Genomic DNA, 19,252 nt, shown 5'->3' on the forward strand with positions numbered 1-19,252 from the left:
AAAAGAAATAAATCATAAACCCTTATTCGTTAAGGGTCATTTAGCATGTAAAAATAGCGGCTTATTAAATCACGACCTGCCACGCACGACAATCTCTGTTAACAAAAATAAAAATACAGTAACCAAAATCGGTTATTGCATTAAAATGGGGTTAAATGGTATTACACTCTGCATCTATCCAGGAACTGTTGAGATGCAGGGCAGCGCGACAACCGGCCTGCGTCCCGAAGGAGAAAGACCCGGGATGGAGCCGGGTAGCCAACATACCTGCGACGTGAAAGATGACGGATAGAGATTGGTATAAAATTATTCCTGACACGGCCAGAGCAAAAAGACAAGAGCGAGCATGATGACAACCGCAATTCCCGTCAGCCTTCGGGTACGCCCGATTACAGCACAAGACAACGCTGCCATCGCCCACGTTATCCGTTGCGTGTCGGCTGAATTCGGTTTGACAGCGGACAAAGGCTACACGGTGTCCGATCCGAATCTGGATAATCTGTTCGCACTGTACAGTCAGCCAGACAGCGCCTATTGGATCGTGGAATATGAAGGTAAAGTGGTTGGCGGCGGCGGTATTGCTCCGCTGATAGCGGGCGATGATGACGTGTGCGAATTACAAAAGATGTATTTTTTACCCGTCGTACGCGGCAGAGGGCTGGCAAGACAACTTGCTTTGCAGGCGCTGGAATTTGCCCGTCTGCGTGGTTTTCGCCGCTGCTATCTGGAAACCACCGGACATTTGACCAGCGCCATCCGGCTCTATCAATCGCTTGGATTCGAGCATATCCCGCATTCCATGGGCAATACCGGTCATACCGACTGTGAAGTGACCATGTTGAAGACGCTGTAACCGAAGACCCCGAGCGGAAAAGTAAAAAGCCGCAGATGCTTTCACATCTGCGGCCTTGAACGAGGCAGGCTTTAAAACTTAATGACGCTTCCCGTCATCGTCCTCGTCATAAAAATCCTCGTCTTCTCCATCCTCGCCGTCTTCGCCATCAGGATCTTCAAAGTACGTGCCCCAGCCGTCGTAGTTCACACCATGACGTTCAGCCAGCGACAACAGTTGTTCCACCTGCGCGTCGATCAATTCGGCGTTCAACGCCACTTCGCTGATCGCATCACAGCACATCAGCAAAATGCCGTCTTCAACTTCCAGTTCTTCCGCATCCGTCACTTCATAGCCCAACTTGAACGCTTCCACGGCGACTTTTTCCAGCACGTCAAACTTCTCCGCTGAAAAATGATGCTCAATGGTGTAAAGCGCATCGGGATCGCTGCCATCTTCCAGCAATTCTTCGATGATCAGGCGTGTCTCTTCACGTTGTTCTTCCAGCAATTCGCGGTTTGCCATGCCTCAGTCCTCATTAATCGACGTAATATTTCGTCATTGTCCCACAGCGTTGCAACGGTCTCCACTATAAAGTTTGATATCAGCACTTGAAATTGAATAATTACACATATAAAGTGAATTTTAATTCAACCACTGGTGTTGAGCCGTATGGAGATGTATGTCATGAAATCGTTTTATAAACGCAATTTTTTAAGATTAATGGATTTTACCCCCGTAGAAATCGCCAATCTTTTAGCCCTGTCAACCAAACTGAAAGCCGATAAAAAAAGCGGCAATGAAATCCGCCACCTGCAAGGCAAAAACATCGCACTCATCTTCGAAAAAGATTCGACCCGAACTCGTTGCTCTTTCGAAGTTGCTGCATACGATCAGGGCGCACAGGTGACCTATCTAAGCCCGGCCGGCAGCCAGATCGGCCATAAAGAATCGATCAAGGATACGGCCCGCGTACTGGGAAGAATCTACGACGGTATTCAATACCGCGGCCACGGCCAGCAAATTGTTGAAACACTGGCGCAATATTCCGGCGTTCCCGTCTGGAACGGACTAACGAATGAATTCCACCCGACCCAGTTACTGGCGGATCTGCTGACCATGCAGGAGCACCTGCCCGGCAAACCACTGTCGCAATTAAAACTGGCTTATGTGGGCGATGCGCGCAACAACATGGGCAACACCATGCTGGAAGCGGCGGCGCTGACCGGGCTGGATTTGCGTCTGGTCGCACCCAAAGCCTGTTGGCCGGAAGCCGGACTGGTTGCCGAATGTCAGGCTGCCGCCAAACAGACCGGCGGCGCGATCACGTTGACAGAAGATATTGCCGCTGGTGTCGCTGGCGTTGATTTCATTTACACCGACGTATGGGTTTCCATGGGTGAACCGAAAGAAACCTGGCAGGAACGTATTACGCTGCTGAAACCTTATCAGGTAAACATGGCAATGATTGCCGCGACGGGCAATCCACAGGTGAAATTCCTGCACTGCCTGCCTGCATTTCATGATGACCAAACGACGCTTGGCAAGCAAATGGCGGAGCAATACGGTCTGCACGGCGGGATGGAAGTGACGGACGAGGTCTTTGAATCCGCACACAGTATCGTGTTCGATCAAGCGGAAAACCGCATGCACACCATTAAAGCGGTAATGGTGGCAACGTTAAGTCAGGATTAGAACGCCAGCCCTCGCGTCCCCCCGCCGATCGGGGGAGGACGCGGAGCAAAGCAGCCGGTGTCAACGCACCAATGAGGCGTCAATCTTCACTACGGCTTTGCGCACGTGCGCAGGTTCACCCACTGCACACAGCGGTTTGTGTACTTCGCCGGGGAAAAAGACCACGAAATCCCCTTCCTGCAACACAAACTGCTTTTCCTGTTCGCCGGAGGGTAAAAAGGCGATGTCTTTATCCGCCAGCCAATCGGTATCCGGTTCGCCCGCAGGCCGATTGCTGAACGTCATGCCCTCCGCACCAGAGAGCACAATCTGGATATCCAGATATTTGGCGTGATACTCGGCGCGGCGTTTTTCCAGCAGGTCAGTGCTGTCGTTGGAAATCAGAACGAATTCATTATTACCGTCAATGTCATGCTTGCCCAATGGAGTATCCGCCGTGATGTGTTGTTTAACATATTCGATGGCATCGCGCAGTTTGGCAGGCAGGTAAGGAACCAGCTCAAGGTGATGGATATTGCCAGTGATCATATATTCCCCGTTTTAAAATGAACCCTTGTTTTATAAAGTTATAGCTGAGAACTTTATACTCCCCAAATGTGATGCCCGCCAGCGCCTTGGCCCGAAAAAGTGAACTGAGTTTCACTATTCATTTTTAATGCCGGGAATATTCATTTCGCAACCGATTGCCATGCGTAAAAAATCACGTTTTTCGCTTGAATTAGCGTCCTCGGCGCGTATAATTTCCGACAATTTGCCGGGAGGGGTCATGCACTGCTGCATAAATAAAATCGCCGCTGCTGATGTTGGTTACCAGCCACGACTGCCATCCGGCAGCCAGCCAGCGTTTTCCTTTCCGTTGCTCAACCGATCGTTTAAAAAAGCCCCTCAATTGAGGGGCTTTTTTTTGCCTGTCTACCAGTCCAGTGTTTACCGGGCCAACCGTTAGGAGAAAAACAACAATGGTCAATCCGCTTTATCAAAAACACATCATTTCGATTAACGATCTCAGTCGAGAGGATTTGGAGCTGGCCTTGCAGGTCGCTGCCAGTCTGAAAGCCAAGCCTCAGCCAGAATTGTTAAAGCACAAAGTGATTGCCAGCTGTTTTTTTGAGGCATCTACACGAACACGATTATCTTTTGAAACGGCGATGCATCGTCTGGGCGCGTCCGTGGTCGGGTTTGCCGACAGCAATAACACTTCGCTTGGCAAAAAAGGCGAGACACTGGCCGACACCATTTCAGTCATCAGCCAGTACGTTGACGCCATCGTCATGCGTCACCCACAGGAAGGGGCTTCCCGCCTGGCAGCCAAATTCTCCGGCGGCATTCCCGTCCTGAATGCCGGCGACGGCGCCAACCAGCATCCAACGCAAACGCTGCTCGATCTGTTTACCATTCAGGAAACGCAGGGCCGTCTGAACAATATCAATATCGCCATGGTCGGCGACCTGAAATACGGCCGTACGGTACATTCGCTGACGCAGGCGCTGGCGAAATTCGATGGCAACCATTTCTACTTTATCGCGCCGGACGCGCTGGCCATGCCGGATTACATCCTGACCATGCTGGAAGAGAAAAACATACCTTACAGCCTGCATAACAGCATCGAAGACGTGGTGGACGAGCTGGATATTCTGTATATGACCCGCGTGCAGAAAGAGCGTCTGGACCCATCCGAATACATCAATATCAAGTCTCAGTTCGTTCTGCGGGCCGCCGACCTGCAAAATGCCCGCTCAAACCTGAAGGTGCTGCATCCCCTGCCGCGCGTGGACGAAATCACCAGCGATGTGGATTCGACGCCCTACGCCTACTACTTCCAGCAGGCAGGTAATGGTATCTATGCACGTCAGGCTCTGCTGGCGCTGGTACTGAATAGTGAACTGGTTTTGTGAGAGAAAGAGGAATAGCCATGACTCACGATAATAAACTACAGGTAGAAGCCATCAAACGTGGCACGGTAATCGACCACATTCCCGCTCAAGTCGGCTTTAAGCTGCTGACGCTGTTCAAGCTGACGGCCACCGACCAGCGCATTACTATCGGTTTGAATCTGCCGTCGAACCAACTGGGCCGTAAGGATCTGATTAAAATTGAAAATATCTTCCTGACTGAACAGCAGGCAAATCAACTGGCGATGTATGCGCCGCAGGCCACCGTTAACCAGATTGATAACTATGATGTGGTTCGCAAGCTGGTGCCGACGCTGCCGGAACACATTGACGATGTACTCACCTGCCCCAACAGCAACTGCATCAGCCGTAGCGAGCCGGTGTCGTCCTCGTTCAGCGTCAAACAACGGGAAGGCGAAGTACACCTGAAGTGTAAATACTGCGAGAAAGAGTTCGAACGTCAGGCCGTATTGCAGGATCGCTAAGCCTTACCAGCGTAGCGGCTGACGACTTTCTTTCATTGCCCTGCTCACGGACATTGCCTGATGCAGGGCTTTTTTGAATAATGGGCAGCGTCAGAGCCTATCCCGATAGGCTCCCTGCGTTCCTTTTACGCCCTAATCAGGAGATACCATGTCACGCACTATCAGCACTGAACACGCTCCAGCCGCCATTGGCCCTTATGTACAAGGTGTCGACCTCGGTAGCTTGATCATCACATCCGGACAGATTCCGGTAAATCCGAAAAGCGGTCTGGTTGCCGACAATATTACGGCTCAGACGCGTCAGTCTCTGGAAAATGTTCAGGCCATTGTGGAAGCCGCGGGTCTGAAAGTTTCCGACATCGTCAAAACCACCGTCTTCGTTAAAGATCTGCACGACTTTACTCTCGTCAATACCGCTTATGAAGCCTTCTTCAACGAACACGAAGCGCCGTTCCCGGCTCGTTCTTGTGTTGAAGTCGCTCGTTTGCCGAAAGACGTCAAAATCGAGATTGAAGCGATTGCCGTTCGTCGCTAAGCCCCGTTATTGATCATCCTCCCCAAAGACGCACCATTTGGCAGCGTCTTTTTTGACGGGCGGTCCTGCCCCTGCCCGTCACCCTGTGGGCCGTCACCCGGTGACGTTAAAAAATTTCTCCCGGTAATTTTTTCGTTCTCTCTCACCGCATCGCCCCTGACATGAATGGCTATGGTGCATAGCCATTCATAAAACGCCCCATCAGTGTGCAAAATTTTTCACTAAACAATGACGGACGCGCACTTTGTCAAAATGGCGCATTTTATGCATTGTCCTATTATCGCTATCAAGCGTGATGCCTGGGGATGACAATGATAAAAATGAAACTTCCGACTGCGCCTTACTACGACGAGATGATCTCGGAGGAAGGCAAACAACGTCAGCACTACAACTCCTATTGGCAATGGTTACAACAGACCGATCAGCAGGCAATCCGTCAGAAAAAGGAACAGGCCGAGCTGTTGTTTCATCGGGTTGGGATAACCTTTAACGTTTATGGTGAAGAAGGAGGAACCGAGCGTTTAATTCCTTTCGACAGCGTGCCGCGCATTATTCCGGCCCATGAATGGCAACAGCTCGATCGCGGTATCCGTCAGCGGGTACAGGCGCTGAACGCGTTTCTGTACGATATCTACCATCAACAACATATTCTCAAAGCAGGTATTATTCCCAGCGAGCAGGTGCTGGCGAACGATCAGTACCAGCCCTGTATGCAGGGAGTCAATCTGCACAACAATATCTACGCCCATATCACCGGCATCGATATGGTGCGTAACAACGACGGCAATTATTACGTACTGGAAGACAACCTGAGGACCCCTTCCGGCGTCTCTTATATGTTGGAAAACCGCAAAATGATGATGCGGCTCTACCCGGATCTGTTTGCCAGACAGCATATCGCACCTGTCGAACGCTACCCCAGCTACCTGCTGCAAACGCTGCGTGAAAGCACGCCCGTCGACGATCCTACCGTTGTGGTGATGACGCCGGGGCGCTTTAACAGTGCGTACTTCGAACACAGCTTTCTGGCTCAGCAAATGGGGGTCGAACTGGTGGAAAGCGCCGACCTGTTCGTCAAGGAAGGCGCGGTCTATATGCGCACCACGGAAGGCCCCTGTCAGGTGGACGTTATTTATCGCCGCGTGGACGATGCCTTCCTCGATCCGCTGGCGTTCCGCGCCGATTCGATGCTCGGCGTGCCGGGCCTGTTGTCGGTCTATCGCACGGGTGGAGTGGTACTGGCCAATGCCATTGGCACCGGGGTGGCGGACGATAAGTCCATCTATCCCTATGTGCCGGATATGATCCGCTTCTACCTGTCCGAAGAACCGATTCTGGGCAATATTCCGACCTGGCAGTGCCGCGATCCCAAAGAATTGAGCTACGTGCTCGACAATCTGGCCAGTATGGTGGTGAAAGAAGTCCACGGCGCGGGCGGCTACGGCATGCTGGTTGGCCCGAGGGCCTCGCGTCAGGAGATAGACGACTTCCGGCAGCGCCTGTTGGCAAACCCGCATAATTACATCGGGCAGGAAACGCTGGCGCTCTCCACCTGTCCCACCTTTGTCGAAGATGGTTTGGCTCCCCGCCACATTGACCTGCGCCCGTTCGCGCTGTTTGGCGAGGAGATCCGTCTGGTGCCGGGCGGTCTGACCCGCGTGGCGCTCACGGAAGGTTCACTGGTGGTCAACTCGTCGCAAGGCGGCGGTACGAAAGACACCTGGGTCATGGAGGAGGATGAATCATGCTAAGCCGCACAGCCAGTGAACTCTATTGGATGGCCCGTTATCTGGAACGGGCGGAAAGTCTCGCCCGCGTTCTGGATGTGACCTATAAACTCTCCATGATGCCGCGCCACAGCCAGCAGCAGAACGATCTGGCGCTGCCGCTCAACCTGACCTACACCCACGAGCTGTTTCAGCAACGCTACGTTCGTTTTTCGATGAATAACCTGCTGAACTTCTTTGCGTTGGACAGCCAGAATCCGAGCAGCATTTACAACTGCATCGAGATGGCGTGGAACAACGCCCATGCCGTGCGCGGCAGTCTGTCCTCCGAAGTCTGGGAGTGCATTAACACCACCCGGATTGATATCCGCAACCTGCGCCATCAAGGGGTCGATAAAATTGGCATTGATGCGTTCTTTGACTGGGTGAAAGAGCGTTCTCACCTGTTCCGGGGCGCCATGTTCGGCACGCTGCTGCGTAACGATGCGCAGTGCTTTATTCGTCTTGGAACGTTGATAGAGCGAGCTTACGCCACCGCGCAGTTGCTCAACGTGAAAGACCAGCAGTTGAATAGCGATCCCGATCCGGTGCGAGAATATTATCGGCTGGATACGCTGTTGCGATCGGTCAGCGCGCGGGAAGCCTACCACAGTATCTATCGCCAGCCGATGAGCCGTGAAACCGTGACCGAACTGTTGGTATTACGTGAGGATGTTCCGCGTTCGCTGCACGCCTGCGTGGGCGATCTGGTACAGCAACTGGAAGCCATTGGTAGTCAGCGGGCCAAGGTCCCCCATCGTCTCGCCCACCTGCTGCACGTCGAGCTGCGCTTCAGCACGCTGGATGACATTCTGGCCGACGATCTGCACCTTTATCTCAATAATTTTATCGGCAAAATCAATGAACTGGCTGACAGCATCCGTCATACCTATCTGGAGGCGCTATGAAACTCACCATCAATCACCTGACGCATTATCACTATGATGAGGAAGTGAAATTCAGCACCCAGTACCTGCGCCTGACGCCGCAGAACTCGGCCCGCCAGCAGATTCGGGAATGGAAACTGACGCTGCCCGCCTCGGCCGTTGCCACCACCGACGCCTACGGTAACGTTCTGCACGTGCTGACCCTCGATGTTCCGCATCACGACATCACGATTCACGCTCAAGGCGTGGTAGAAATCGCCGATAACGCAGAAGAGGTTTATCACAGTAATGAGACTGATCCCTTATCACCGCTGGTGTTTCTGCGAGCCACGCCGCTGACCGAGGCTGATAGCAGCATTCGTGAGTTTGCGATGCGCTATTATCGGCCCGACGCACCGGAAGAAAGCCTGAATACGCTGATGGCGGAATTACAGTTGAAAATGCCGTATACTCCCGGCGCGACGCAGGTTCAGGATACCGCCGCCGTCGCGTTTGCCATGCAGAAAGGCGTCTGTCAGGATCACACCCACGTCTTTCTGGCCTGTTGCCGCAGCCTGCATATCCCGGCCCGCTATGTAAGCGGCTATGTGTATAGTCAGGATACCCAGCACGTGGCGATGCACGCCTGGGCCGAAGTCTGGCTGGACGGTCGCTGGCAGGGATTTGATATTACCAATAACACCCGGGAGCTCCATCAACACCTGTGGCTGGCGGTGGGCATGGATTATCTGGATGCCTGTCCGGTACGCGGGACACGGCTTGGCGGCGGGTGTGAAGAGATGTTTTCAGAGGCTGAAGTACGCCTGTTTGAACAACAGCAACAGGTACAGCAGCAACAGTAAATTTTTTAACGAGAAGGTATCTATGACGTACTGTGTGGCCATGCGTCTGTCCGACGGTTTGGTATTTGCTTCAGATTCCCGCACCAACGCCGGTGTCGATCACATTGCAACGTTCAAAAAACTTCATGTTTTTCATCATGAAGGTGAACGAGTTCTGGTGATTCAGTGCGCAGGTAATCTGGCCACCACGCAGAGTATCATCAGCCTGCTCAACGCCCGCATTGAGGCACAGCACACGCCCAACCTGATGCAGGTCAATTCCCTGTATGACGCCGCCACGCTGCTGGGAGAAACCGTGCGTGAAGTGATTTATCGCGATAGCCAGTCCCAGCAGAGCGGCAGCAATACCAACTTCGGCTGTAATCTGCTGCTGGGCGGCCAGATTGGCGATGAAGAACCGCGGTTATTCCATATTTACCCTGAAGGCAACTTCATCGAAGCCACCCGCGATACGCCTTATTTCCAAATCGGCGAAAGCAAGTACGGTAAACCGATTATCGATCGGGTGCTGAGTATGGATACGCCGCTGGAACAGGCGATGTGTTGTGCATTAATCTCCATCGATTCCACCCTGCGCAGCAATCTGTCCGTCGGGCTGCCGCTGGACGTCATGATTTATCGCAACAACAGTTTTGACGTCAGCGAACAACAGCGAATCACCGAGAATAACCCCTATTTTGCCACCATCCGCAAGGCGTGGGCGGAAGGATTGCTGAACACATTCCGTCAGCTTCCTCCCTTCCCTGAGAGACAAAAATAGCCGCTTCACGACCACCAGAAGGCTATGCGTCAGCGGCGTCCATCACTTCCCGCAGCCAGCCGCAGCGCATTTCCGGTACGGCATCCAACAACCGTTGGGTATAATCATCCAGCGGCGGCGATAGCGCTTCGTCCACCGCGCCCTGACGAATAATCTGCCCGTTTTTCAATACCGCCACGTTGTCCGCGATTTCCCGGACAACATGGAGATCGTGGGTGATAAACAGATAAGAGACACCGGTTTCCTGCTGAATCTGCGCCAATAGCGCCAGTACATCCCGCGCCACCAGCGGATCCAGCGCAGACGTCGGTTCATCACAGACAATCACCGCCGGTGAAGCCGCCAACGCCCGGGCGATGCAAACGCGCTGCTTCTGACCGCCGGAAAGCGATGCCGGGTAGCGTTCGGCAACCGTCGCCGGCAACCCAACCTGATGCAGCAAATCACCAACGCGTATACGCCGCTGCACAGCAGGTAAGTCCGTCAGACAGGCGATGGTGCGTTCAATCTGCACCCCTACCGTCAAACGTGGATTCAACGCGGTATCAGGATGCTGATGGATCATTTGTATTGATTGCAAATGCTGACGGGTACGCTTCGCCAATCGGGCTGGCAGGCGCTCGCCATGTAGCAAAATGTCACCGCTTGTCGGAGAGATCAGCCCACAGACCGCACGCCCCAGCGTCGATTTTCCCGAGCCGGATTCACCAATGACCGCCAGCGTCCGTCCGCGGCCAAGTTGCAGCGAAACCGACGCCAGTACGCGCTGACGCTCGTAATGAACACTGACCGTGCGGATATCCAGCAGGGTAGCATCCGGCGGCGGCAGAGGCTGCCGGTGCCCGCCTCTTACCTGCAACAGTTGGCGGGTATAGTCTTCCTTTGGCTGAGCCAGCAGTTGCGCCGTTTCTCCGGTTTCAACCTGACGGCCGTTGCGCAACACCATGATGCGGTTGCTGAGCTGAGCAACCACGGCCAGATCGTGACTGATATAAAGCGCGGCGACGCCGGTTAAACGAATAATGTCGTCAATGGCTTTCAGTACGCCCAACTGCGTGGTGACATCCAGCGCCGTCGTCGGTTCATCAAAGATAATCAGCTCAGGCCCGGCGCACATCGCCATGGCAATCATTGCGCGTTGAAGTTGTCCGCCGGATACCTGATGCGGGTAGCGCTTGAAAAACACCGCGGGCTCCGGCAGAGAGAGCAGACCGAACAGCGTCAGCGCCCGTTCAATCGCCTGCTTGCGGGACAACACATGATGACGCACGGCGGCCTCAATCACCTGTTCGCCGATGGCTTGCGCCGGATTAAACGCCGCACTGGCAGATTGCGCCACGTAGGCGATGCGCATACCGCGGATTTTTCGCAGCTGCCGCGCCGTAAGCGCGGCCAGATTGATATTCTGCAACCAGATATTGCCGTGCTGAATACGCATGCCATGACGACAATGGCCGAGAATAGCCTGCCCGATGGTCGATTTCCCGGCGCCGGATTCGCCAATCAGCCCCAGCACTTCACCTTTTTTCAGGCTGAAGGAGATGTCCTGCACCAGCGTCTGGTCGCCCGCCACAACGCAAAGCTGCTCAACGCGCAATAAATCATCCATGTCGGCCTCCCTGCCAGTTGCGTTCGTTGCGGCTCAGCAGCCAGTCGGCTACCGCATTCAGCGAAATCGCCAGCAGGGCGATCGCCGCCCCCGGCACCAGCGCCGCCCAGACGCCAAACAGGATGCCGTCTTTATTGTCGCGCGCCAGTCCCCCCCAGTCCGCCGTCGGTGGCTGGATCCCCATGCCAAGAAATGACAGTGCGGACAGAAACAGCAGAATGAAAATAAACCGCATGGCAAACTCCGCCACCAGCGTGGTCAATGCGTTAGGCAAAATTTCCCGCCACAGGATCCAGCGCATGGATTCGCCGCGCATCCGCGCGACTTCAATAAATTCCTGCGCGGCGATGTCCACCGCCAGCGCACGGGCCACACGCAATACCCGCGTGGCCTCAAGCACCCCCAGCACCAGAATAATGGTCAGCGTACTCTTCGGCAGCATCGCCAGCACCACCAGCGCCAGAATCAACGTCGGGATCGCCATCAGCACATCGTTCACACGGGAAATCAGCTGATCCACCCAACCGCCACACACGCCCGCCAGAAATCCCAGCAGCGTGCCAAGCAAAAAAGCCAGCAGCGCCGCCATAGCCGTGACCGCCAGCGAGGTTCGCGTTCCCCAGATCAACCGTGAGAACAGATCTCTGCCCAGATTGTCCGTCCCCAGCAGGGCGTTATCCATCGGCCCCAGCCAGGCGCCGCCGATCACCTGTTCAGCCGGATACGGGGCAATCCACGGCGCCAGCAACGCCACCAAAATAAAAACGCTCAGCCCTGACAGGCCGAGCAGCGCGGAAGGTTTTATCGCAGGCATTCGGTAGAATCCATTTCTCTTAACATATTGCATTCTCCCACGTGGCTTACGCTGCCCCGGGAATCAACGAGCATGACGCAAACGAGGATTCGCGATCAGCGCGACCACATCCGCAAGGAGATTCAGCAAGATATAAATCGCCGCCAGCACCAGCGCACATCCCTGGATCACCGGCATATCGCGTTTACTGATGCTATCGACCATATACTGTCCCAGTCCGGCATAAACGAAGACGTTTTCTACAATAACCACGCCGACCATCAGATAAGCCAGATTCAGGACGATGACGTTGATAATCGGTCCCCAGGCATTCGGCAGCACATGGCGGAGTAAAATACCAGAAGGCGAGATGCCTTTCAGCAAGGCGGTATCAACATAGGCGGCGCTCTGCGCACTGATGAGCGCCGCGCGGGTCATATTACTCATATGACCCAACACCGCCAGTACCAGCGTGATGCAGGGCAAGGCTATCGCGGTCAACCGCGATGATAACGGCATGCCTTCACTCACGCTGCTGTTGCTGGGCAGCCAGAACAGCGTGATAGAGAAAATCAGGATCAGAAGATAACCCGAGAAAAACTCCGGCAGCGCCACCGCCGTGCGGGTAAACAGGCTTAATAATCGATCGAGCCAACTCCCCTGATAGCGCACGGAAAGAAACCCCATCAACAAGGCGAGCGGCACCGCCACCGCAGCGGTGACGCCTGCCAGAAACAGCGTATTTTCAAGGCGCGAGAGTAGCACGGGGGCGATATCCTGACGGCTGGTAAAGCTCTGCCCGAAATCCCCCCGCAATACTCCGCCCAACCAGGAGAGATAACGAGATAGCGCGCTTTGATCGAGCCCCAATTGCAGGTTCAGCGCCTTCACCGCTTCCGGCGTGGCGGATTGCCCCAGAATGGCCGTCGCCGGATTCCCCGGCAACAGCTGAATGCCGGCAAAAATCAGCACCGACACCACGACAATCATCAGAACGCCCACCACAAGGCGACGTAAAATCATCGCCAGCAGTGGAAAACGATCGCTAAAAAACCCGCCATTACCTGACATCAGGTTACCTGTATTCAGCTTGCCAGCCACACTTTCTCCGCAGCACGGTTGCCACTCAGCGGGAAGCCAGGAACCGCGTTCAGTCCTCTGACTCTAGTGCTGCACGCATCCAGCGCATCAGCATACAACGGGATAATCTCGCTGCCCTGTTCCACCAACATCAGTTGGATATCGTGGTAGATTTGACGCCGTTTGTCTTCATTCTGTTCGCCACGCGCGGATTCCACCAGTTGGTCAAACGCAGGTTCATGCCAGAAAGACTCATTCCACGGCGCTTTGCTGGTAAATACCAGCGACAGCAGCGCATCAGCCGTCGGTCGCATTGACCAGTTGGAAGACACAAACGGTTTCTTCATCCAGACATTATCCCAGAAAGCATCGTCCGGCACACGCTCCACCGTGAGCGGAATACCGGCACGCTGGGCTGATGCCTGATAGAGCTGACCCGCATCCACCGCGCCGGGGAAACCGGCATCGGCGACGGACAACACCAGCGGGCCGCTGAATCCGGCTTTCTGCCAGTGGTATTTGGCTTTTTCTGGATCGTAAGGACGCTGTGGAATGTCTTTGGCGAAATAGCGATTCGACGGGAAAATCGGGTTGTCGTTCGCCACGCTGGCGTAACCGCCCAGCACGGTATCGACGATCTGCTGACGATCGATGGCGTACTTCAACGCCAGACGCCCGTCCTGCGATGTGAAAGGCGCGACGTTACCCAGGCCGGGGAACGTGAAAATAAACGCGTCGCGTGAACGCAGCAGTTGCAGATTCGGCATATTTTCAATGCGGCTGACAATACGCGGGTTTACGCGGTTGATAATGTGCGCGGAGCCACTGACCAGCGCGGCCACGCGTGCGGTTGAATCGTTCATCGCCAGCGTTTCCACCGAATCGACATGTCCGCGTTCGCTGTTCCAGTGATTCGGATTACGTTTCACCCGCGTACGCACGCCCGGCTGGAAGCTTTCCAGAATAAAGGCGCCGGTGCCGATCCCTTTATCGAAGGATTCATTTTCCGGCGTAATGGCGAAATGCACATCACCCAGCAATGCAATAAATTCGACGTTCGGCTCACTAAGGCGAATGGTCACTTCAAGCGCCCCCGTCGCTTCCAGCGACGTGACCGGGTCCAGATAGCCTTTTACCGCCGAGCTGGATGTTTCGCCACGATGGTGATTAAGCGAGTAAACCACATCTTTCGCCGTCAACGGACGACCATCGTGGAACTGGACGCCGGAACGGATTTTTAAAATCCACAGGCGACCGCCTTCCGAGCTGTCCCAGGATTCAGCCAGCGATGGGATGAGATCCCCTTGTTCATCCAGTTCCACCAAATTATTGAACAGTTGGGAGCCGACAAAATACATGTAGGTTTCAAACCAGAACGCAGGATCCAGACGATCGGTACTGGAAGCGTTATCCACTCCCACAATCAGATGCCCGCCTTTTTTCGGCGTCTCATCGGCTTGCGCCCCCCAGGCATAGCCCAACGGCCAGCCCGCTGTCGCGGCGGCAACGGAAACAGCACAGGCACCCTTAATAAAATGACGGCGATTCATGATGTTATATTCCCTTCGTTATTCCATCTTTCGTGGAGTGATATGGTTATTATCGTTATCAAAAATACACTTATGACGTGTTATGGCGATTTTATCGCCGCGTGACCACGTTGACGGACGAGAAGACGCGTCTGTGCGCCCCGTTCACATCCTATCCTCTGTCCAAGAATCAGAACGCTTTCCGCCATCGTCACTACGCTGATGCATTAATAAAAAAATTATGAACACATTACTGAAAGCACTTCTGGATGTCTAGATGCCTTGATAGCTAAATACCGGCAATCCATTGCAACACCGCATATACCAAGCCTTTGCCGGCAGCGCTGCTTTTATGGTTATATTTTGTTCAAGTATGAATTGTCTTCGACATGCTATTTTCTTTGCTCTACATCAATAAAATGGTGAGATCTGCGCACCAAATTCAATATATAGTGTCTATCCTATAAACATCACCCATATGTAGTGTTTATCCACAATATCATCCACAGCCATCGCAGCCCTTGCCTGCTGCGGTTTTTGCCTGTGGATAACATTGACAGAGGAAGAAAACGTGAAACCAGTAGTGATTAAACGGGACGGTTGCCAGGTGCCTTTTGATGAAGTCCGTATCAAAGAGGCGGTTGAACGCGCGGCGCATGCGGCCGGTGTTAATGATGCTGATTACTGCGCAACCGTGGCCTGTGCGGTCGCTCAACAAATGCAGGATAAATCGCGTGTCGATATTCACGAAATTCAGAATGCAGTCGAAAACCTGCTCATGTCCGGCAACTACAAACAGCTGGCTCGTACCTACATTGAATATCGTCATGACCGTGATGTGGCGCGTGAGCGTCAGGGCCGTCTCAATCAGGAAATTCGTGGTCTGGTTGAACAAAGCAACGTGGCGCTGCTGAACGAAAACGCCAACAAAGACAGTAAAGTGATTCCGACGCAGCGCGATCTGCTGGCCGGAATTGTCGCCAAACATTACGCCAAACAATATATTCTGCCGCGTGATGTCGTATTGGCTCATGAACGTGGCGAGATTCACTATCACGATCTCGATTACTCGCCTTTCTTCCCGATGTTCAACTGCATGCTGATCGATCTCGACGGTATGTTGACCAAGGGATTCAAAATGGGGAATGCGGAAATCGAGCCGCCGAAATCGATTTCAACGGCCACCGCGGTGACCGCGCAAATCATCGCCCAGGTTGCCAGCCATATTTATGGCGGCACTACGATTAACCGCATCGATGAGATTCTGGCGCCGTTCGTCACCGCCAGCCATGCCAAACATAAGGCAATTGCTGACGAATGGCAGATCCCCAATGCCGACGACTATGCCCGTACCCGCACGGAAAAAGAGTGTTATGACGCTTTCCAATCGCTGGAATATGAAGTCAATACGCTGCACACCGCCAACGGTCAGACGCCATTTGTCACCTTCGGTTTTGGTCTGGGCACCCGTTGGGAATCTCGTCTGATTCAGGAATCCATCCTGCGTAACCGTATTGCCGGGCTGGGCAAAAACCATAAAACGGCGGTTTTCCCCAAGCTGGTCTTTGCTATCCGTGATGGCCTTAACCACAAGGCCGGCGATCCGAATTACGACATCAAGCAACTGGCGCTGGAATGTGCCAGCAAGCGCATGTACCCCGATATCCTGAACTACGATCAGGTCGTTAACGTCACCGGATCGTTTAAAACCCCGATGGGCTGCCGCAGCTTCCTCGGCGTATATGAAGAGAATGGTCAGCAAATTCACGACGGCCGCAACAATCTGGGCGTAATCAGCCTCAATCTGCCGCGTATAGCGCTGGAAGCCAACGGTGACGAAGTCCGCTTCTGGACGTTGCTAGACCAGCGTCTGGCGCTGGCGAAAAAAGCGCTGATGACACGCATCGCCAGACTGGAGAATGTGAAAGCGCGCGTAGCGCCGATTCTTTATATGGAAGGCGCCTGCGGTGTACGCCTGAAGGCGGACGATAGTGTGGCGGATATTTTCAAAAATGGTCGCGCCTCCATTTCTCTGGGCTACATCGGGATTCATGAAACCATCAACGCCCTGTTTGGCAACGAAGCCCACGTCTTCGACAATGAAACCCTGCGGGCGAAAGCCGTAGCGATTGTTGCTCATCTGAAAGCCGCCACCGATCGGTGGAAAGCGGAAACCGGCTACGGCTTCAGCCTGTACAGCACGCCAAGTGAAAACCTGTGCGACCGTTTCTGCCGTCTGGATATGGCCGAATTCGGCGTGGTGCCGGGCGTCACCGACAAAGGTTACTACACCAACAGTTTCCATCTGGACGTCGAGAAAAAGGTCAATCCTTACCAGAAGATTGACTTTGAAGCGCCCTATCCGCCGCTGGCGACCGGCGGATTCATTTGCTATGGCGAATATCCGAATTTGCAACATAATCTGAAAGCGCTGGAAGACGTCTGGGATTACAGCTATACCCGCGTGCCGTATTACGGCACCAACACGCCGATAGATGAGTGCTATGAATGTGGCTTCACCGGCGAATTCGAGTGTACCAGCAAGGGCTTCACCTGCCCGAAATGCGGAAATCATGACTCATCTCGCGTCTCCGTCACCCGTCGCGTTTGCGGTTACCTCGGCAGCCCGGATGCCCGCCCGTTCAACGCCGGTAAGCAGGAAGAAGTCAAACGCCGGATCAAGCACTTGGCTAACGGTCAACTGGGGTGATTATCTCAGGCCGCAGGGAGCGCGGCCTCACCTTTATCAAATGGCTTTATCGACATGAATTATCACCAGTATTACCCGGTTGATGTGGTCAACGGACCCGGTACGCGCTGCACTCTGTTTGTCGCCGGGTGCGTGCACCAGTGCCCTGGATGTTACAACAAAAGCACCTGGCGGATTAATTCCGGTCAGCCGTTTACCCAGACCATTCAGGACCGGATTATCGCCGATCTGCAAGACACCGAGATCCCCCGGCAGGGTATTTCCCTGTCCGGCGGCGATCCGCTCCACCCGCAAAATGTTCCTGAGATCCTGAAACTGGTTAAGCGGATACGCGCGGAATGCCCCGGCAAAGATATCTGGGTGTGGACGGGCTATGTACTGGCGGAACTGACGGCGGAACAGCAACAGGTGGTGGATCTGATCAACGTACTGGTTGACGGCAAATTCGTGCAGGATCTGAAAGACCCTTCGTTAATCTGGCGCGGCAGCAGCAATCAGGTTATTCATCACCTGCGCTGACGCCGCTCCGCCATCCTGTTCCACCCGGCGCTCAGGAAAAGCGGCTGCCAGTAACCGACCTTATTAATTATTGCAGCGATTTCTGCCCGCCCAGCGCACGCAGCCGATCGGACTCCAGCACCGTGACACGCGCTTTAGGTTCGGGGGAGAATGCCTGATTCAATAGCGCCTGAGCCACGATCTTCCCTTCAATGGCGCGCCACCTGGCCGGAAACAACCGAAACAGCGGCGCAGTCAGACTTTCCAGCAGACGGCTGTCTTTTCTTTCGCCCAGCAACATCGACGGTTGCGCCAGCGTCAGGTGCTGCCAGCCCTGCTGACGTAAGGATTCCTCCGTTTCTCCCTTCACCCGGGAATAGAAGAAAGGCGAGGCCGCATTCGCGCTGAGCGCGCTGACAACCAGCAGATGTTTTGCTCCCAGCGCCAATGCCACTTTTGCGCCTTCCACCACCAGCGTGTAATCCACATAGCGAAAAGCCTTTTTGCTTCCTGCCGTTTTGATCGTGGACCCGAGGCAACAAAAAGCGATATCAATGGGGGAAATCAACTGGGAAAGCGCCACAGAGAGATCGGCGTTGTGTGGATTCACCAATTTTTCAGAAGGAGGCAACGGTTTACGAGTAGGCGCGTAAATCGTTTCAACCCGGTGATTGACCTTTAAAAGCTGCAACAGTTCATTGCCTACCAGCCCCGTCGCACCTAATAGCAATACCCGGCTCATACATTTTCCTCTGGTTATCTATCTTTTAACATCATGACGTCATTGCTCAGTTCGTTGCCAATGGCGTTTCTTCCCAAAACCCAACGTATTGTCCGTCATTTTCAGTTCGGTTAATTGTAAGCGCCACACGGGCGCCTTGACGGATCGGGCGATGGGAAAACGGGAGTTATAATGTGCTCTTGCCTGTTGCTCATCCTCCCCTTGCAATAGCTCGGCCCGCGCCTGAAACTGAACCCCCTTGATCAGCATGACGCTTTTCGGCTGGCCGCTGACCGTCCCGGCAACCCGCGGTTGCCGTCGCATCAGTTCACCATGACGAGTGTGTAACTCCGTCATCAGGTAAAAGGCTACCTGCTGTTGGTCATAAGTATAGAAGCAACTCGCACACCATAAATCCGAATTATCGCCCACGCATAAGGTGAGCACGTGCAGCTTCTTTAGATAACGAGAAATAGCATCAAGCGCGAGCGCCGTCTCTCTGGGTTCTTCTGACATGCCGGCTCCTTCAATCAAGTTTCTGCACAAACGTATCCTGCGCAGTCAATAAACGCCCTTGCGCAGAGTGGGGCAACATGGCTTGCAGAGGCTTCACCAAAC

19 protein-coding genes and 1 pseudogene are annotated in these 19,252 nt (G+C 54.0%); 12 read left to right on the forward strand and 8 right to left on the reverse strand.

Annotated elements, in window-relative coordinates; genetic code table 11:
* Window positions 1-349: 349 nt before the first annotated feature.
* Entirely contained in the window at window positions 350-853 is a 504-nt protein-coding gene (locus tag DDT52_RS09830; RefSeq protein WP_136156317.1) for a GNAT family N-acetyltransferase, read from the forward strand.
* A gap of 78 nt (window positions 854-931) precedes the next feature.
* Here the strand turns inward: DDT52_RS09830 and rraB are convergent, their stop codons facing one another.
* Window positions 932-1,357 carry a ribonuclease E inhibitor RraB gene (rraB, locus tag DDT52_RS09835; protein WP_136156181.1) on the reverse strand — a complete coding sequence of 142 codons (426 nt, stop codon included), beginning with the start codon at window positions 1,355-1,357 and terminating at the stop codon, window positions 932-934.
* Window positions 1,358-1,449: 92 nt separating this feature from the next.
* Here rraB and argL point away from each other — a divergent pair.
* A pseudogene (gene argL / locus DDT52_RS21495) lies at window positions 1,450-1,497 on the forward strand (putative translational regulatory protein ArgL); the annotation flags it as partial.
* A 22-nt stretch (window positions 1,498-1,519) separates the two neighbouring features.
* Entirely contained in the window at window positions 1,520-2,527 is a 1,008-nt protein-coding gene (argF, locus tag DDT52_RS09840) for an ornithine carbamoyltransferase (RefSeq protein WP_136156182.1), read from the forward strand.
* 60 nt (window positions 2,528-2,587) lie between these two features.
* On the opposite strand, the gene DDT52_RS09845 is transcribed toward argF, so the two are convergent.
* Window positions 2,588-3,055, reverse strand: coding sequence for a NanQ anomerase/TabA/YiaL family protein (locus DDT52_RS09845; RefSeq protein WP_136156183.1), 468 nt, complete (start codon window positions 3,053-3,055; stop codon window positions 2,588-2,590).
* Between the two features lie 431 nt (window positions 3,056-3,486).
* Between DDT52_RS09845 and pyrB the strand changes: the two genes are divergently transcribed.
* The 7 genes from pyrB (at window position 3,487) to DDT52_RS09880 (ending at window position 9,694) form a co-directional block, all read left to right on the forward strand.
* The gene (gene pyrB / locus DDT52_RS09850; RefSeq protein WP_136156184.1) at window positions 3,487-4,422 is read left to right on the forward strand and encodes an aspartate carbamoyltransferase; all 936 of its coding nucleotides are present in this window, start codon (window positions 3,487-3,489) and stop codon (window positions 4,420-4,422) included.
* Between the two features lie 17 nt (window positions 4,423-4,439).
* Window positions 4,440-4,904: an aspartate carbamoyltransferase regulatory subunit gene (gene pyrI / locus DDT52_RS09855; RefSeq protein WP_109053858.1), complete on the forward strand. Its 465-nt coding sequence runs from the start codon at window positions 4,440-4,442 to the stop codon at window positions 4,902-4,904.
* 148 nt (window positions 4,905-5,052) lie between these two features.
* Window positions 5,053-5,439 (forward strand): 2-iminobutanoate/2-iminopropanoate deaminase, encoded by a 387-nt coding sequence (gene ridA / locus DDT52_RS09860; RefSeq protein ID WP_136156185.1) that lies wholly within the window; start codon window positions 5,053-5,055, stop codon window positions 5,437-5,439.
* A 311-nt stretch (window positions 5,440-5,750) separates the two neighbouring features.
* Complete coding sequence (locus DDT52_RS09865) at window positions 5,751-7,190, forward strand: circularly permuted type 2 ATP-grasp protein (protein WP_136156186.1); 1,440 nt, start codon at window positions 5,751-5,753, stop codon at window positions 7,188-7,190.
* A complete protein-coding gene (locus tag DDT52_RS09870) occupies window positions 7,184-8,113 on the forward strand; it encodes an alpha-E domain-containing protein (protein ID WP_109053855.1) in 930 nt (309 codons plus the stop codon). Before DDT52_RS09865 ends, DDT52_RS09870 begins: the two co-directional genes overlap by 7 nt.
* The gene (locus tag DDT52_RS09875) at window positions 8,110-8,934 is read left to right on the forward strand and encodes a transglutaminase family protein (protein WP_136156187.1); all 825 of its coding nucleotides are present in this window, start codon (window positions 8,110-8,112) and stop codon (window positions 8,932-8,934) included. Before DDT52_RS09870 ends, DDT52_RS09875 begins: the two co-directional genes overlap by 4 nt.
* A 22-nt stretch (window positions 8,935-8,956) precedes the next feature.
* Window positions 8,957-9,694 carry a proteasome-type protease gene (locus DDT52_RS09880; protein WP_136156188.1) on the forward strand — a complete coding sequence of 246 codons (738 nt, stop codon included), beginning with the start codon at window positions 8,957-8,959 and terminating at the stop codon, window positions 9,692-9,694.
* Window positions 9,695-9,716: 22 nt separating this feature from the next.
* Here the strand turns inward: DDT52_RS09880 and DDT52_RS09885 are convergent, their stop codons facing one another.
* The 4 genes from DDT52_RS09885 to DDT52_RS09900 all read right to left on the reverse strand — a co-directional run bounded on the left by DDT52_RS09885 (window position 9,717) and on the right by DDT52_RS09900 (window position 14,726).
* Window positions 9,717-11,303, reverse strand: coding sequence for an ABC transporter ATP-binding protein (locus DDT52_RS09885; RefSeq protein WP_136156189.1), 1,587 nt, complete (start codon window positions 11,301-11,303; stop codon window positions 9,717-9,719).
* Window positions 11,296-12,117, reverse strand: coding sequence for an ABC transporter permease (locus DDT52_RS09890; protein WP_136156190.1), 822 nt, complete (start codon window positions 12,115-12,117; stop codon window positions 11,296-11,298). Before DDT52_RS09890 ends, DDT52_RS09885 begins: the two co-directional genes overlap by 8 nt.
* 63 nt (window positions 12,118-12,180) lie before the next feature.
* Window positions 12,181-13,167, reverse strand: coding sequence for an ABC transporter permease (locus tag DDT52_RS09895; RefSeq protein WP_136156318.1), 987 nt, complete (start codon window positions 13,165-13,167; stop codon window positions 12,181-12,183).
* Window positions 13,168-13,181: 14 nt separating this feature from the next.
* Window positions 13,182-14,726, reverse strand: coding sequence for an ABC transporter substrate-binding protein (locus DDT52_RS09900; protein WP_136156191.1), 1,545 nt, complete (start codon window positions 14,724-14,726; stop codon window positions 13,182-13,184).
* A 550-nt stretch (window positions 14,727-15,276) separates the two neighbouring features.
* Here DDT52_RS09900 and nrdD point away from each other — a divergent pair.
* On the forward strand, window positions 15,277-17,415 hold the full coding sequence (nrdD, locus tag DDT52_RS09905; protein ID WP_136156192.1) for an anaerobic ribonucleoside-triphosphate reductase: 2,139 nt from the start codon (window positions 15,277-15,279) through the stop codon (window positions 17,413-17,415).
* Window positions 17,416-17,469: 54 nt separating this feature from the next.
* The gene (gene nrdG, locus DDT52_RS09910) at window positions 17,470-17,934 is read left to right on the forward strand and encodes an anaerobic ribonucleoside-triphosphate reductase-activating protein (protein WP_136156193.1); all 465 of its coding nucleotides are present in this window, start codon (window positions 17,470-17,472) and stop codon (window positions 17,932-17,934) included.
* Between the two features lie 67 nt (window positions 17,935-18,001).
* On the opposite strand, the gene DDT52_RS09915 is transcribed toward nrdG, so the two are convergent.
* Window positions 18,002-18,655, reverse strand: coding sequence for a Rossmann-fold NAD(P)-binding domain-containing protein (locus DDT52_RS09915; RefSeq protein WP_136156194.1), 654 nt, complete (start codon window positions 18,653-18,655; stop codon window positions 18,002-18,004).
* 39 nt (window positions 18,656-18,694) lie between these two features.
* A complete protein-coding gene (locus tag DDT52_RS09920) occupies window positions 18,695-19,150 on the reverse strand; it encodes a YhbP family protein (RefSeq protein ID WP_136156195.1) in 456 nt (151 codons plus the stop codon).
* Window positions 19,151-19,252: the final 102 nt, after the last annotated feature.

Source organism: Brenneria roseae subsp. roseae, assembly GCF_003115845.1.
Taxonomy (GTDB): Bacteria; Pseudomonadota; Gammaproteobacteria; order Enterobacterales; family Enterobacteriaceae; genus Brenneria; species Brenneria roseae.